The sequence below is a fragment of the Agromyces sp. H17E-10 genome, assembly GCF_022919715.1.
Lineage (GTDB): Bacteria > Actinomycetota > Actinomycetes > Actinomycetales > Microbacteriaceae > Agromyces.
In genome coordinates this window covers 3,151,962-3,167,069 of the sequence record NZ_CP095042.1, presented here as the reverse complement: position 1 = coordinate 3,167,069, position 15,108 = coordinate 3,151,962, and the positions used below count along the sequence as shown (strand labels likewise).

Here is a 15,108-nt window from a genome sequence, read left to right as displayed (position 1 = left end):
CGATAGACGGATGCCCTCGGATTCATTCCCGCTCGTCGAGGAACTCGCGATCGCCCGGCTCGTCGGCCCGCTGAGCCTCAGTCGAGGCCGCACGGTCGAGCGCGCCGGCGCGGTGCACGACCTCGTCTGGGATGCCTCGGGCTTCCGTCTCTCCGCGTCGGTCGACGGCACCGCCGCCGCCCCCTATCGCGTCGACGTGCGACTCGACCTCGGGGTGCCGGGGCGCACGACGATCCTGTCGGGAACGTGCACGTGTCCCGTCTCGCGCAACTGCAAGCACGTCGCCGCCGTGCTGCTCGCCTCCGGCGAGCGCCACCGGCTCGACGAGGCACCGCCGGCAGCACCGGTGCCGTCCGACCCGGCCGAACCCGAGTGGCGCACCGCGCTGACCGCGCTCACCGCCGCGCCGCCCGAGGTCGATGGTGCCCCGCGCCAGCCACTCGCACTCCAGTTCGAGCTCCGCGAGCGGGTGACGCGACGCGGCTCGCGCCAGGTCGCACGGGACGAACCGGCGACGAACGAGGCGGCGGTCGAGCGGCTCGCCGTGCGCCCGGTGACGCGCGGGGCGCGAGGCGGCTGGATCAAGGCGAACCTCACGTGGCAGAACGTGGGCTTCCAGGGGCGTGCGGGTGGTTTCGATCCGCGGCAGGCCCGGTGGTTCGCGGAGTTCTCGATGCTCAAGGGCACCCGCCACGCGGGCTTCGCGGAGTACGGCTCGGCCTGGATCTCGCTCGACGACTACGAGAGCGCGACGCTCTGGGCGCTGCTCGCGGCCGCACCGTCGCACGGCATCGAGTTCGTCGGCACGGGCGCCCGCACCGAGGTCGTGGTCGCGGGCGCCGCCGACATCGGCCTCGACGTGCGCCGGTCGGACGACGGCGCAGACGACGCGGCGACCGACAGCGCGGAGGCCGTCGCCGGGGCGGGCGTCCCCGCCGATGACGGCTCCCCCGCCGCCGACGGATCCGCGATCGAGCTCGTCTCGAGCGTGACGATCGACGGCGAGCGCCACGCCGCCCGGCGCGCTCGCCTCATCGGCGACCACGGCGTCTACGCGTTCGACTTCGCGGCCGGACGCATCGTGCTCGCCCCGCTCGCTGCGCCGCTCCGCCCGGCCGCCCGCGCCGCCGTCCGCCGTCGTGAGCCCATCGTGGTGCCGGCCGACGCGGTCGCCGCGTTCACCCGCGAGCAGTACCCCGTGCTCGCCCGGTCGCTGCGCATCACGAGCGACGACCCGCTCGTCTCGTTGCCCGATCTGCCGCCCGCGACACTCGTCGCGACGGTCTCGCACGAGCCCGGCCAGGTGCTCCGCCTGGGCTGGGAGTGGGAGGCCGACGGCGGTCGGCGCCTGCCGTTCGACGTGCCCGACGCCGAGTTCCACGACCCCGAGCTCGAGCGCCGGCCCGCGGTCGAGGCGGCCGCGGTCGCCGCCGGCGACCCCGCGGGTGCGCCGCTCCTGCGCGGCGGTGCGCACGACGAACGGTCGGGCCCCACGCTGCGACCCGCATCCGTGCTGCGCGGCATCGAAGCGGCCGAGTTCTCGACGCGCGTGCTCCCGCAGCTGCGCGAACTCGAGCGCGTGCGCATCGACGAGCAGGGCGAGCCGCCGGAGTATCGCGAGCTGACCGAGGCGCCCCGCCTCGCCGTCACCGCCGTCGAGAGCGAGCGCACCGACTGGTTCGACCTCGGCGTGATCGTCACGGTGGAGGGCAAGAAGGTGCCGTTCGGCCCGCTCTTCCGCGCGCTGTCACGCGGTCAGAAGAAGCTGCTGCTCGTCGACCACAGCTATCTGTCGCTCGACCACGAGGTGTTCGCGCCGCTGCGCGAGCTCCTCGAGGAGGCCGGCACGCTCGACGAGTGGGAGACCGGAGAGCTCGCGATCCACCGCACCCAGACCGCCCTCTGGAGCGAGTTCGAGGACCTCGCCGACGAGTCGGAGGCTGCGGTGTCGTGGCGGGAGACGGTCGCCGGCCTGCGCTCCCTCGACCGCATCGACCCCGTGCCGCCGCCCGCGGGCCTCGCCCTCGAGCTCCGCCCGTACCAGCTGGAGGGCTTCCGCTGGCTCGCCTTCCTGCACCGGCATCGGCTCGGCGGCATCCTCGCCGACGACATGGGCCTGGGCAAGACCGCCCAGACCCTCGCGCTCGTCGCCCATGCGCGCGAGCAGGATGCCTCGGAGCCGCCGTTCCTCGTCGTCGCACCGACCTCCGTGGTGTCGAACTGGGCCCGCGAGGCATCCCGGTTCGTGCCGGGCCTGAAGGTCGCCACCGTCACCGCGACGCAGTCGGCGAGCCGGCGGCGGCTCGCCGACCAGATCGCGGGCGCCGACCTCGTCGTGACGAGCTACGCGATCCTGCGGCTCGACGCGGAGGCGTTCGCCGAGCCCGAATGGGCGGGGCTCGTGCTCGACGAGGCCCAGTTCGTGAAGAACGGCAGCTCCAAGGCCAACCAGGCCGCACGCGAGATCCGCGCCCCGTTCCGGCTCGCCGTCACCGGCACGCCCGTCGAGAACAACCTCATGGAGCTGTGGGCGCTCATGAAGATCGTCGCGCCCGGTCTCTTCCCGTCGGCTCGCGCGTTCGCCGAGCGCTACCGGAGACCGATCGAGAACGACCACAACGCCGACCGGCTCGCGACCCTGCGCCGCCGCATCCGCCCGCTCGTGCTGCGTCGCACGAAGGAGTCGGTCGCCCCCGAACTGCCCGAGAAGCAGGAGCAGGTGCTCACCGTCTCGCTCGACCCGGCGCATCGGCGGGTCTACGACACCTTCCTGCAGCGCGAGCGGCAGAAGCTGCTCGGGCTCATCGACGACCTCGACCGCAACCGGTTCACGATCTTCCGCTCGCTGACCCTGCTGCGCATGCTGAGCCTCTCGCCCGCGCTCATCGACTCGGAGCAGTACGGCGACGTGCCGTCGGCGAAGCTCGACGCACTGTTCGAGCAGCTCGACGAGGTCGTCGCCGAGGGCCACCGCGCGCTCGTGTTCAGCCAGTTCACGTCGTTCCTGAAGCTCGCGGCATCCCGTCTCGAGGCGGCCGGCGTGCCGTACGCCTACCTCGACGGGGCGACGAGGCGCCGCAGCGACGTCATCGACCGGTTCCGCACGGGCGACGCGCCCGTGTTCCTCATCAGCCTGAAGGCGGGCGGCTTCGGACTCAACCTCACCGAGGCCGACTACGTGTTCCTGCTCGACCCGTGGTGGAACCCGGCCAGCGAGGCGCAGGCGGTCGACCGGGCGCACCGCATCGGGCAGGCGAACCGGGTGATGGTCTACCGGCTCGTCGCCGAGGACACCATCGAGGAGAAGGTGATGGCCCTCAAGGAGAAGAAGGCTGCGCTCGTCTCCTCCGTCATGGACGACGAGGAGCTCTTCGCGACCGCCCTGACGGCGGACGACCTGCGCGGGCTCATCCAGCCGTGAGCCGGCACGCCCGAACGGGGCGTGTGCCGCCGGGCCGGTGAGGGGGATCACCGGCCCGGCCACCGACAGCCCACGCGGGTAGGGTCGCGAGCCCGTCGATGGCGCACGCCTCATGGCACACGCGTCGCAAAGGCGAGGAAGAAGTCATTTCCCCCGAACTCCTCCCCCGTCGCGCTCCGCATTCGCGGTAACGAGGAGGCGATGAACCCGAATCATCGCCGCCGCCACGTCGCGGAGTACTTCGACTCTATCGAAGTCCCGCCGGCGTTCGGGGCACGTGACACGCGCCGTTCGTCCTGAATCGGACGTGCGCACCGTTCTCGGTGCCCCTGGAGGGACTCGAACCCCCAACCTGCTCCTTAGGACGGAGTTGCTCTTCCATTGAGCTACAGAGGCTGACCGGACGAGTCTAGCCGTTCCGCTAGCGTGGATCGCGGCGTACACGGGTGCGCCTCGGCGCGGCTGGTCCGCAGGGCAGGTGGAGGCGACGTGACGACGACGAGCACGACGAGGTTCTGGGTCGGGGCGTCGACCGTCGGAGCGCTGGGATCGCCGGCCGCCGGAGTGCGGCTGCTCGAGGTCGCCGACGGCGGGCGAGCCGTGCTCGGCGATCCGGTCGACGTCGGCGAGAATCCGATGTTCCTCGCCATCTCCCCCGCAAACGGCGTGCTCGGCATCGTGCACGAGCTCACCGACGGACGGGTCTCGACCTGGACGCTCGAGGGCGACGGGCTCGCGGCATTCGGCCGGGCCGGGTCCGCCTCGGGCGACCCCTGCCACCTCGCGTTCGACGAGTCGGGCGAGCTCGCGTTCGCCGCGAACTACTCGGGCGGGCGCGTCACCGTGCACCACGTGTCCCCGGATGCCTCGGGCGATGCCGTGCTCGAGGTCGAGTTCACGGGCACGGGCCCGAACCGCGAGCGGCAGGAGTCGTCGCATCCCCATCAGGCCGTGCTCGACAGCACCCGCGACCGCGTGCTCGTCCCCGACCTCGGCGCCGACCGGGTGCGGGTCGTCGGGCTCGCGGGTCTGCCCGAGCGCCTCGGCTACGAGCCGTCGGGCGATATCGCCGTGCACGCCGGTGCGGGGCCGCGCCACCTCGTCGTCACCGGCGACCTCGCGATCACCGCGAACGAGCTCGACCGCACCGCGAGCGTGATCGACCTCGTCGAGGGTCGCGAGCTCGGATGGTTCCCGATCGGTCCCGAGACGACACCACGCGGACTCGGGTGCTCCGCGATCCGCCTGACCCGTGGCGGCATCGTGCTCGTCGGCGACCGTGACGCCGACGCGCTGCGCGGCATGAGACTGGATCGCGAGGCGAAGACCCTCGAGCTCGTCGCCACGGTGCCGACCGGTGGACGGCATCCGCGCGACCTCGAGCTCACCCACGACGAGCGGTTCGCCGTCGTCGCCGATCAGGGCTCCGACTCGATCGCCATCATCGCGCTCGACGAGGCGGGCGTCCCGATCGAGGTCGCCGGCACGGTGGAGACCCCGGCGCCGGCCTGCCTGGCACGCGTGCCGTAGGCACCACACCACGCGGCGTGCCCTGCGGTGCAGCTCAGACCGGCGGGTACAGGTAGAGCGCGTCGCCGGCGGGGATCGTGCGACGGTGGTACGAGTGGTCGGAGTTCTGGTTGTACTCCTCGAGGTTCACCGACCCGTCGGCGTTGATCGACTGCACGTACGCGACGTGGTTGTACGGGAACCAGGCGACGGCGCCGACGACCGGGGTCGACGAGGTCGGCCAGCCGTGCGCGACCCATTCGTCGGCCCACGCGTAGGCGCTGCCCGACGCGAGGTTCGACCAGTCCCACTTCCACGGGGCGCTCGTGACACCCGCGTCGCGGTTGAGGCGCCACGCGACGAAGTCGACGCACTCGCGGTAGTAGTAGCGCAGCGGGCTCAGGCCGCCGCCGTAGTCGTCGGGCAGCTGGTCCCACCAGGGGTAGTCGTCGCCCTGCGCCTGCACCTTCGGCTTGGCGTAGGCGCCGCTGCCGCGCGACGCGAGCTCGGCCGCCCAGGCGCGGGCCTCGGCCTCGGCGGCGATGCGTGCGGCCTCGTCGATCTCGACCTTCGTCGTCACGGCGTACCCGTCGACGCTGATCGGCGCGTCGCTCGCCTCGGCCCCGACCGAGAGCGCCTGCGCCTCGGCCACCGACCGGCTGAAGTCGCCGGATGCCCCGAACTCGGTGCCGGCCGGCACCATGGCGTAGGCGGGGAGGGCGACGGTGCCGACGATCGCCGGCACGATCACGATGGTCGAGAGCACCCGCAGACGCCGGTCGCGAGGACGTGCCGCGCCCGCCGACACGACGGGACGCTTCGACGTCTCGGCCCGACGCGATGCCCGCGGAGCGGTCGGTGCCGCGGCAGCACGACGACCGTGCTCGGGTTCTCGGGGGCGGCTCCGCACCCGACCTACCTTAGGGCACGGTTCGACGCTTTGTCATCGTCGACGCGGCGCTCGACGCCATCCGTCGTCGGACGTTCCGCAACCTCACGCAGCCGTCGCCAGGAACTCGTCCCACTGCGGCAGCGGGCGCTCGACACCGCGGACCACCCAGTTCCGCCCGTTCGGCATCTTCGGAGTGAATCGCAGCTCCCAGCCCATCTCGGCCGGCGTCCGGTCGCTCTTCACGTTGTTGCACCGCAGGCAGCACGCGACGAGGTTCTCCCAGGTGTCGCGGCCCCCTCGGGAACGCGGGAGGACGTGGTCGATCGTGGCGGCGCTGCGTCCGCAGTAGGCGCAGCGGTGTTCGTCGCGCCGCAGCACGCCGCGCCGGGTGACGGGGATCCGATGTGCGCGCGGGGCGCGGACGTATCGCGTGAGCAGGATGACGCTGGGACGCTGCCAGCTTCCGCTCGCCGCGCACACCGGATTGCCCTCCTCGTGCACGAGCACGGTGGCCTTCTGGTTCATGACGAGCAGGAGCGCCCGCTTGAACGAGACGACCGCGAGCGGTTCATATCCGGCGTTGAGCACGAGAGTGCGCATGGGGGGCCTTTCGTTCGGTACTGGATGGCTTCCAGCCGCGTGGACGGTTCGGCGACCCCGCGCCGACTGCGGGAGCCGGCCGGGCAGGGCATGCGCAGCGGAGACCCCGGGAACGCGAAACGGGCACCGTCGTGAAGACAGTGCCCGTCGAAGCGTTCGCCCGAATGGTGCTCGGCTGACTGCTCGAGCGATGGTCGAAATGCGCGCGCGCATCCGTGGAATGGATGCTGCGCGAGCCCGCCATCGCCCTCCCCTTGCTCGGAATCCGAGGGTCGTCAGGGCTTCAGCGTAGAACACGAACGGCGCGCCGGGAACTCCCGGCGCGCCGTTCGTCGCGTGTCGGTCACGCGTCGTTCATCGCTCAGATACCGATTCGGACGATGTAGTAGTCGCTCGTCCAGATGGGCTGCACCCGCACCGACGCCCCTTCGTAGGGGGCGTGCAGGATCATGCCGTTGCCGGCGTAGAAGCCGTCGTGGCCGTCCATGATGACGAGGTCGCCGGGCTGCGCGTCGGCCTCGGAGATGACCGTGCCCATCGCCCCCTGGCCCGACGAGGAATGCGGCATGCTCACCCCGAACTGCGCGTACACGTACATGACGAAGCCCGAGCAGTCGAAGCCGGCCGGAGTCGCGCCGCCGTAGACGTACGGCACGCCCGTGTAGCTCTCGGCGACGCTGTAGACGCTCGCGAGGTCGAAGTTCGGGTACGGCGGGTTCGCGAGCAGCTCCGACGCGCTCGGCCCGTCGTACGACGCGGCGTACGACGTCATCGCGTTCTCGGCGGCGATGCGGGCCGCCTCGGCCTCGGCCGCAGCGCGCTCGGCGGCGCGGATCGACTCGCCGGTGACGGTCTTGTAGCCGTCCTCACTGACGGGTGCGGCGATCACGTCGCCGGTGGTCTCGACCGTCTGTGCCTGCGCCTTCGAGAGCTTCGTCGCGTCGGTCTCGCCGAACTGCGGGCCGATGCTGCCCGGGGCGATCGCGTAGGCGGGGATCGCGAGGGTGCCGACGATGCCGGCGGCGACCGTCATCACGAGGATGTTGGCCATGCCGCCGCGCCGGAAGCGACGCGTCGACGGCAGCGGCTTCGCGGCGACGGCCGCTGAGAGATCGGGAGTGGGGGCTGGGGAATTGCGGGCCTTCGAGGCGATGATCGCCTTCGTCGCGGCCCCGCGGGTGCGGCTCTTCGCGAGCCGACGCCGTGAGAGTCGAGCCAAAACGTGTACCTCCGTCGCCCCGCGGCGCGGGGGCGCCGCTCCACCTGTTGCGCACGCGGCGCTTCACGGGTACCGGATCGAGCGGTGGAACGCGGGAGGCGTCTCGACCCTTGGCCTGCCGGCGGGCTTCTCGCCAGCGGACTCGTACGAGGGTACGCGAGTGCCGTCCGAATGTCACATTCTGATCACGGCGCGTCGCAGATCGGCTGATCAGCGCCCAGAACGCGGGATCACTCGGCGATGAAGACGTGGCTCGCGACCTCGGTCGGGAGCTCGAGCGCGGTGCCCGCGCCGTCGACGCGGACGAGCACGTAGCCCGCGGTGCGGCTGAACGTCGCGACCGCCCCGGGCACGATGCCCGCCTGCTTGAGCTGGCCGAGCAGCTCGGGGTCGAACTGCACGGGCTCGCCGAGCCGGCGCACGGTGCCCCGCACGGGCTCGTCGCGGTCGGAGACGAGTTCGACCACGTTGACCACGCCCGCCAGGAACGGATCGGCGGGCGCGAGACCGAGCTCTTCGAGACCGGGGATGGGATTGCCGTACGGCGATTCCTTCGGGTTGCCGAGGATCTCGATGATGCGGCGCTCGACCTGTTCGCTCATCACATGCTCCCAGCGGCATGCCTCGTCGTGCACGTACTCCCACTCGAGCCCGATGACATCGGCGAGCAGCCGCTCGGCGAGGCGGTGCTTGCGCATGACGTGCACGGCCTTCGACCGGCCCGACTCGGTGAGCTCGAGGTGGCGGTCGCCCGTGACGACGACGAGGCCGTCGCGCTCCATGCGGGCGACGGTCTGCGAGACGGTGGGACCGGAGTGACCGAGACGCTCGGAGATGCGCGCACGCAGCGGGACGATGTTCTCTTCTTCGAGGTCGAGGATCGTGCGCAGGTACATCTCGGTGGTGTCGATCAGATCGGTCACGCGTGTCCTCCCATTGCGTCGCGGCCCGTCATCAAGCCTACCGGCCGTCACCGCCTCGCTAGACTCGTCGCATGCCGAGCCTCGTGATCCCTGCTGACCTGCTGCCCGCCGACGGACGCTTCGGCTGCGGCCCGTCGAAGGTGCGGCCCGAGCAGCTCGCGCACCTCGCCGAGTTCGGTCCCGCCATCCTCGGCACCTCGCACCGCCAGGCTCCCGTGAAGAACCTCGTGGGCCGGGTTCGCACGGGGCTCGCCGAGCTGTTCTCCCTGCCCGACGGGTACGAGGTCGTACTCGGCAACGGCGGTTCGACGGCCTTCTGGGACTCGGCGTCGGCCTCGCTCGTCGAGCGTCGTGCCCAGCTCGCCTCGTTCGGCGAGTTCGGCGCCAAGTTCGCGAAGGCCGCGGGCGCACCGTGGCTCGAGGCGCCCGACGTGCGCACCGCCGCCCCCGGTTCGAGCGCGCGCCCCGAGCCGACCGAGGGCATCGACGTGTACGCCTGGCCGCAGAACGAGACCTCGACGGGCGTGCAGGCTCCCGTCGTGCGGGTCGCCGGAGACGACGGCGCCCTGACCGTCATCGACGCGACGAGCGCCGCGGGCGGTGCCGCCGTCGACGCCCGCGAGTTCGACGCCTACTACTTCGCACCGCAGAAGAACTTCGCCGCCGACGGCGGCCTGTGGTTCGCGATCCTCTCGCCCGCGGCGATCGAGCGCATCGAGCGGGTCGCGGCGACCGATCGGTACATCCCGAGTTCCTGTCGCTCAAGAACGCGCTCGACAACTCGCGGCTCAACCAGACCCTCAACACGCCGGCGCTCGCGACGCTCCTCCTGATGGAGAACCAGATCGACTGGATCAACGCCTCGGGCGGCCTCGCCTGGGCCGACGCGCGCACCCGCGAGTCGTCGTCGCTCCTGTACCGCTGGGCCGAGGCGAGCGAGGTCGCGACCCCCTTCGTGGCCGACCCCGCCGACCGCTCGCAGGTGGTCGTGACGATCGACTTCGACGAGCGCGTCGACGCCTCGGCGATCTCGAAGGTGCTGCGTGAGAACGGCGTGGTCGACACGGAGCCCTATCGCAAGCTCGGCCGCAACCAGCTGCGCATCGCGACGTTCACCGCGATCGAGCCCGACGACGTACGGGCCCTCATCGCCTCCATCGACCACGTGCTCGAGCAGATCGGCTGACCGCGTGCGGCTCTGGCTGAGCGAGAGCGAGCGCCGACCCGACCCGGCGCCGGCCAGGGCCGACGCGCGCAAGGCGCTGCTGGCCGGGACGCTCGGCTGGCTCGTGGTGCTCGTCGTCTGCCTCTCGGCGGGCGAACGGCTCGAAGCGGCGGGCCTCGGCTGGCTGACGATCGCTGCCGCCGTCGGCATCGCGCTCGGGGTCATCGGCCTCGTCGTGGTGCAGGCGATGCGGCGGCGAGTGCGTCAGTCGTCGTCGGGCTCGTCCGCCCCGGACGCCTGACCGGCCGCATCGAGCTCGTCGTCACCGTCGTCGGTCGCCGACTGCTCGTCGGTCGCCGACTGCTCGTCGAGCGCGTCGATGTCGATGCCGTCGAAGTCGTCGTCGGCTGCCAGTCCGTCGTCGCCGTCCTCGTCGAGACCGTCCTCGTCGAAGTCGTCGTCACCGTCGTCGTCGAAGCCCTCGTCGTCGTCGAACTCGTCGTCGACCGATGCCTCGTCGTGGTCGGCGTCGTCGTCGAGCTCGTCGTCGCCGGCCGCTGCGGCTTCGGCCGCGGCCGCGACCTGGGCCGCGCGGTACTCGGCGAGCCGCTCCGACCAGGGCACCCACTCGGGCGCGAGGAGCGCACGCTCACCCGGCATGAGCTCGGTCTCGAGCACGGTCGGCTCCGCGTCGTCGAGGCGGGCGATCGTGACGCTCCAGTGCCAGCCGGGGTATCCCGCGAGATCCGCGGCGAACAGCAGCGTGAGCACCTGCTCGCCCTCGGCGATGTGCCCGACCACCGAACCGACGGTCTCGGGTGCCGTCACCTCGAGCAACGCGCGCTGCGCGAGGCCCGCCGAGGCGAGCAGCACCTCGTCGGCGACGAAGGCGACGAGCTCGGCCGTCTCAACCGTCTCGGCCGGCTCGACCGGCTCGGCCTCGCCGGACTCTTCGGCCTCGACCACCACGTCCGCAGCGTCGAGCTCGATCTCGGTCTCGTCCCGCTCAGGCATCCAGCTCGTCAGCCACCTTGCGCAGCAGCGCCGCGATCTGTCGGCCGCGGGCCTTGTCGGGGTATCGGCCGCGACGCAGGTCGCTGCCGGCGGCGTCGAGCCACTTCACGAGGTCTTCGACGACGACGGCCATGTCGTCGGCAGAGCGGCGGTTCATCTTCGCGAGGCTCGGCGGTGCGTCGATGACGCGCACCGACAGCGCCTGCGGGCCGCGCCGGCCGTCGGCGATGCCGAACTCGACCTTCGAGCCCGCACGCACGGTCGCGCCGGCGGGAAGCGCAGAGGCGTGGAGGAAGACCTCCTGGCCGTCATCGGAGCTGATGAAGCCGAACCCCTTCTCCTCGTCGTAGAACTTGACCTTGCCGGTGGGCATCGCAGAACCTCGCTTATACGTCGCACGGCGCGCCGAGAGCAACGCGCCGTTCAACCTCCAGTCTAGAGTCCCGCCGACCCATGCGCGGCCCGGCTGCCCTATCCTTGACGAGTGAGTGAATCCGGCCCTGTCACCGATCATCGCGCCGAACGCATTCTCGCCGTCATGTTCGCGGCGCTCGTCGGCTGCTCGATCGTCGCGTTCTTCGCCGTCATCATCGGCAGCGCCGCAGGAGCCGGTGCCGACGACGGCTTCAGCCACGGTGCGTGGCCGATCGTCATCATGTTCCCGTGGTTCGGCCTGCCGATCGCGTTCGTCCTCCTGATCATCCTGCTGATCGTGAACGCGACCCGACGATCGCGCGAGACGCGCGCCGGATCGAGCTGAGCGGAGACGATGCTCGAACTCGCCGGACGACTTCGCGAGCTGCCACGGGACGATCTCGCCGCAGCACTCCGATCGCGCGAGTTCGACACCGCAGGCGTGAGCGATCTCTTCGACCTCGCCGAGGCGCTCCTCGCTCCCGACTCGGTCGATCGGGCGATCTCGCGTCTCGACCGGCCCCGGCTCGCGGTGCTCGCCGCGTCGGCCGAGCCGGGTGCGACGGTCGACGGCGTGCGTCGCCTGCTCGCCGAGCTCGGCGCCCCCGCGACGATCGCGGATGCCTCGGGCCCGAGCATCGACCGCCTGGCCGGGTGGCTCCTCCTGGTGCGCACGGGCGATCTCGTGCACGTGCCCGCCGCCGTCGCGGGCCGGCTGGTGCCCCGGCTCGGCGACGACCTGCCGACGCTCGCCGAGCTCGCGGCACCCGCTCCCCCGGTGCTCGTCGGCGACGACCCGGTCGACCGCAGCCTGCTCGAACGCCGCTCCTCCGACGTCGCCTATGCCACGGTCGCGGCGACCGCCGAGCTGCTCGCCGCGCTCGGCGCCCAGCCCGCACGCGAACTCGCGAAGGGCGGCCTCGCGCTGCCCGACTCCAAGCGGCTCGCCGAGGCGAGCGGCACGGGGCTCGACGAACTGCCCCGGCTCTTCCATCGCGCCGACGAAGCCGGGCTCGTCGTTCGCGACGGCGCGTACTGGCTCGAGTCCGACCGTGGAGCAGAGTGGTCGCTCGAGTCCGCCCGCGGCCGCTGGCTCGTGCTCGCGTCGTGCTGGCGCGACCGAATTCCCGAGACGTTGCGCGAGCTCGTCGCCCGTCGCAGCGACCCGCTCACCTCGGGCGCGCTGCTCGACGACGTGCGCTGGCTCTATCCGGCCGGTGGCACCTGGCTCGACGACGGCCTCGAGCGGCTCTTCGGCGAGGCCGAGGCCCTCGGGCTCGCCGTCTCCGGCGAACCCGTCGAGGCCGCCCGGCTGGTGCTCGCGGGCGAGATCGAGCGCGCCGCCGACCTCGTCGCGGCCCACTTCCCGGCCCAGGTCGACCGGGTGTACCTGCAGCACGACCTCTCCATCGTCGCGCCCGGCCCGCTCGAGCCCGAGCTCGACGCACGCCTGCGCGGCATCGCCGACGTCGAGGCGCGCGACCTCGCCTCGACGTATCGCGTGAGCGCGGCATCCGTGAACCGGGCACTGGCCGCGGGCGAGCGCGCCGACTCGATCCTCGAGTTCCTGTCGTCGATCTCGCTGACCGGCATCCCGCAGCCGCTCGCCTACCTCGTCTCGGAGGCCGCCGACCGTTTCGGCACGGTGCGGGTGAGCGCCGCTGCCGAGTCCGAGGCGCCGGCGCAGGCGTCGATCCGGTCCGACGACGCCGAGCTGATCGGCACGCTCGCCGTCGACCAGGCGCTCGCCTCGCTCGCCCTGCGCCGCACCGGCCAGCACCGGCTGCTCACCCGATTCGCACCCGAGGTCGTCTTCTGGGCGCTCTCCGACGCGAAGTACCCGGTCGCCGCCGAAGACGCGCGCGGCGAGATCGTGCGGCTGCAGCGGCACCGGCTGGCACCGACTCCCGTGGTCGCGCAGCGGGCCGACCCGATCGCGACCCTGCTCGACCGGCTCGAGGCGACGCAGGCCGGCGACGGCACCGAGGAGGCGTGGCTCGCCCGCCAGCTCGAGGCGGCCGCCCGTTCGAAGGAGACGCTCACCGTGACGGTGCGGATGCCGGGCGGAGACACCGCCGACTACCTGCTCGCCCCCGCGAGCGTCGCGAACGGTCGCCTGCGCGCCCGTGACCACAAGGCCGACATCGAGCGGACGCTGCCCCTGTCGGCCATCGCGGCGGTCGCGCCGGCGCCGGCCACGGAGGTCTGATGCCGGCTGCGCGGTCGCCCCGGGGCATCCGCGCCGGCCGGTCGTTCACGAAGCGGGCGTAGACTGGTCGGTCATGTCGGACGGCCCCCTCATCGTTCAGAGCGACCGCACGGTCCTGCTCGAGGTCGCGCACCCCCTCGCGGAGGACGCGCGGCACGATCTCGCCGTGTTCGCCGAGCTCGAACGCGCACCCGAGCACGTGCACACCTACCGCATCACGCGGCTCGGACTCTGGAACGCGAGAGCGGCCGGCCACGACGCCGACGACATGCTCGGCACCCTCGAGCGGTACGCGAAGTTCCCGGTGCCGCAGACGGTCGCCGTCGACCTGCGCGAGACCGTGGGCCGCTACGGCCGGCTCGTGATCGATCGAACCGACGACGGCGCCCTGCGCCTGCGCAGCACCGATCTCGCCGTGCTCACCGAGGTGGTCGGGGCGAAGAAGATCGCACCGCTCGTCGGCGAACGGCAGGGCGACGACAGCTTCCTCGTGGCGGCGTGGGCGCGCGGGCAGCTCAAGCAGGAGCTCGTGAAGCTCGGCTGGCCCGCCGAGGACCTCGCCGGCTACACGCCCGGCACTCCCCACGAGATCGACCTCGTCGAGAACGGCTGGCACCTGCGCGACTACCAGCAGCACGCCGTCGACAACTTCTTCGACGGCGGCTCGGGCGTCGTCGTGCTGCCGTGCGGGGCGGGCAAGACCCTCGTCGGCGCGGGGGCGATGGCGACGGCGAAGACGACGACGCTCATCCTCGTCACGAACACGGTGAGCGCGAGGCAGTGGCGCGACGAACTGCTGAAGCGCACGAGCCTCACCGCCGACGAGATCGGCGAGTACTCCGGTCAGGTGAAGGAGGTCAAGCCCGTCACGATCGCGACCTACCAGATCCTCACGTCGAAGCGGAAGGGCGAGTACGCGCACCTGTCCCTCCTCGACGCCCTCGACTGGGGCCTCGTCGTCTACGACGAGGTGCACCTGCTGCCGGCGCCCGTGTTCAAGCTCACCGCCGAGCTGCAGGCGCGGCGGCGGCTCGGCCTCACCGCGACGCTCGTGCGCGAGGACGGCCGCGAGGGCGACGTGTTCAGCCTCATCGGGCCGAAGCGCTTCGACGCCCCCTGGAAGGAGATCGAGGCGCAGGGCTTCATCTCGCCCGCCGCCTGCTACGAGGTGCGCATCGACCTCCCCCAGTCGGAGCGGCTCGCGTACGCGGCATCCGCCGACGACGAGCGCTACCGGCTCGCGGCGACCGCACCCGCCAAGCTCGGTGTCGTGAAGGAGCTCGTCGCCCGCCACGCGGGCGAGCGCATCCTCGTGATCGGACAGTACCTCGACCAGATCGACGAGCTCGCCGAGACCCTCGGTGCCCCGCAGCTCACCGGCTCGACGCCCGTCGACGAACGCGAGCGCCTGTTCCAGGAGTTCCGCGACGGGGTGACACCGGTCCTGGTGGTGTCGAAGGTCGCGAACTTCTCGGTCGACCTGCCCGAGGCGACGGTCGCGATCCAGGTCTCGGGCTCGTACGGCTCCCGCCAGGAGGAGGCGCAACGCCTCGGCCGGCTCCTCCGACCGAAGGAGTCGGGACTCAGCGCGAACTTCTACACCCTCGTCGCCCGCGACACCGTCGACCAGGACTTCGCGCAGAACCGGCAGCGGTTCCTCGCCGAGCAGGGCTACAGCTACACGATCCTCGACGCGCACGCGCTCGCGGCGGCCTGACGGCCCGTCGCGGGCACCGGCTGCC

12 protein-coding genes, 1 tRNA gene and 1 pseudogene are annotated in these 15,108 nt (G+C 72.0%); 7 read left to right on the top strand and 7 right to left on the bottom strand.

Going from position 1 to position 15,108, the window contains the following annotated elements:
- The first annotated feature begins 10 nt into the window (after positions 1-10).
- Positions 11-3,421 carry a DEAD/DEAH box helicase gene (locus tag MUN74_RS14345; RefSeq protein WP_244853107.1) on the top strand — a complete coding sequence of 1,137 codons (3,411 nt, stop codon included), beginning with the start codon at positions 11-13 and terminating at the stop codon, positions 3,419-3,421.
- 324 nt (positions 3,422-3,745) lie between these two features.
- Here the strand turns inward: MUN74_RS14345 and MUN74_RS14340 are convergent.
- Positions 3,746-3,817 (bottom strand) — tRNA-Arg (locus MUN74_RS14340).
- A 93-nt stretch (positions 3,818-3,910) separates the two neighbouring features.
- On the opposite strand from MUN74_RS14340, the gene MUN74_RS14335 reads away from it, so the two are divergent.
- Positions 3,911-4,951: a lactonase family protein gene (locus MUN74_RS14335; protein WP_244853105.1), complete on the top strand. Its 1,041-nt coding sequence runs from the start codon at positions 3,911-3,913 to the stop codon at positions 4,949-4,951.
- Positions 4,952-4,985: 34 nt separating this feature from the next.
- Here MUN74_RS14335 and MUN74_RS14330 read toward each other — a convergent pair whose 3' ends face one another.
- From MUN74_RS14330 to MUN74_RS14315, 4 genes are all read right to left on the bottom strand, one after another.
- Positions 4,986-5,738: a CHAP domain-containing protein gene (locus MUN74_RS14330; protein WP_244853104.1), complete on the bottom strand. Its 753-nt coding sequence runs from the start codon at positions 5,736-5,738 to the stop codon at positions 4,986-4,988.
- A gap of 186 nt (positions 5,739-5,924) precedes the next feature.
- Positions 5,925-6,422 carry an HNH endonuclease gene (locus tag MUN74_RS14325; protein WP_244853102.1) on the bottom strand — a complete coding sequence of 166 codons (498 nt, stop codon included), beginning with the start codon at positions 6,420-6,422 and terminating at the stop codon, positions 5,925-5,927.
- Positions 6,423-6,783: 361 nt separating this feature from the next.
- Positions 6,784-7,641 carry a C40 family peptidase gene (locus MUN74_RS14320; protein WP_244853100.1) on the bottom strand — a complete coding sequence of 286 codons (858 nt, stop codon included), beginning with the start codon at positions 7,639-7,641 and terminating at the stop codon, positions 6,784-6,786.
- Between the two features lie 230 nt (positions 7,642-7,871).
- The gene (locus MUN74_RS14315) at positions 7,872-8,564 is read right to left on the bottom strand and encodes an iron-dependent transcriptional repressor DtxR (protein ID WP_244853099.1); all 693 of its coding nucleotides are present in this window, start codon (positions 8,562-8,564) and stop codon (positions 7,872-7,874) included.
- A gap of 71 nt (positions 8,565-8,635) precedes the next feature.
- Between MUN74_RS14315 and serC the strand changes: the two are divergent.
- A pseudogene (gene serC / locus MUN74_RS14310) lies at positions 8,636-9,750 on the top strand (phosphoserine transaminase).
- 4 nt (positions 9,751-9,754) lie between these two features.
- Positions 9,755-10,030 carry a DUF2530 domain-containing protein gene (locus tag MUN74_RS14305; protein ID WP_244853097.1) on the top strand — a complete coding sequence of 92 codons (276 nt, stop codon included), beginning with the start codon at positions 9,755-9,757 and terminating at the stop codon, positions 10,028-10,030.
- Here MUN74_RS14305 and MUN74_RS14300 read toward each other — a convergent pair.
- Both MUN74_RS14300 and MUN74_RS14295 read right to left on the bottom strand, forming a co-directional pair.
- Positions 9,994-10,743, bottom strand: coding sequence for a DUF3027 domain-containing protein (locus tag MUN74_RS14300; RefSeq protein ID WP_244853095.1), 750 nt, complete (start codon positions 10,741-10,743; stop codon positions 9,994-9,996). The two genes, MUN74_RS14305 and MUN74_RS14300, sit on opposite strands and share 37 nt — an antisense overlap.
- Positions 10,736-11,116 carry a cold-shock protein gene (locus tag MUN74_RS14295; RefSeq protein ID WP_244853094.1) on the bottom strand — a complete coding sequence of 127 codons (381 nt, stop codon included), beginning with the start codon at positions 11,114-11,116 and terminating at the stop codon, positions 10,736-10,738. Before MUN74_RS14295 ends, MUN74_RS14300 begins: the two co-directional genes overlap by 8 nt.
- Positions 11,117-11,227: 111 nt before the next feature.
- On the opposite strand from MUN74_RS14295, the gene MUN74_RS14290 reads away from it, so the two are divergent.
- The 3 genes from MUN74_RS14290 (at position 11,228) to MUN74_RS14280 (ending at position 15,083) form a co-directional block, all read left to right on the top strand.
- Positions 11,228-11,503 (top strand): hypothetical protein, encoded by a 276-nt coding sequence (locus MUN74_RS14290; RefSeq protein WP_244853093.1) that lies wholly within the window; start codon positions 11,228-11,230, stop codon positions 11,501-11,503.
- 9 nt (positions 11,504-11,512) lie between these two features.
- On the top strand, positions 11,513-13,366 hold the full coding sequence (locus MUN74_RS14285; protein ID WP_244853091.1) for a helicase-associated domain-containing protein: 1,854 nt from the start codon (positions 11,513-11,515) through the stop codon (positions 13,364-13,366).
- Positions 13,367-13,439: 73 nt separating this feature from the next.
- The gene (locus MUN74_RS14280; RefSeq protein ID WP_244853089.1) at positions 13,440-15,083 is read left to right on the top strand and encodes a DNA repair helicase XPB; all 1,644 of its coding nucleotides are present in this window, start codon (positions 13,440-13,442) and stop codon (positions 15,081-15,083) included.
- The last annotated feature ends 25 nt before the right edge of the window (positions 15,084-15,108 follow it).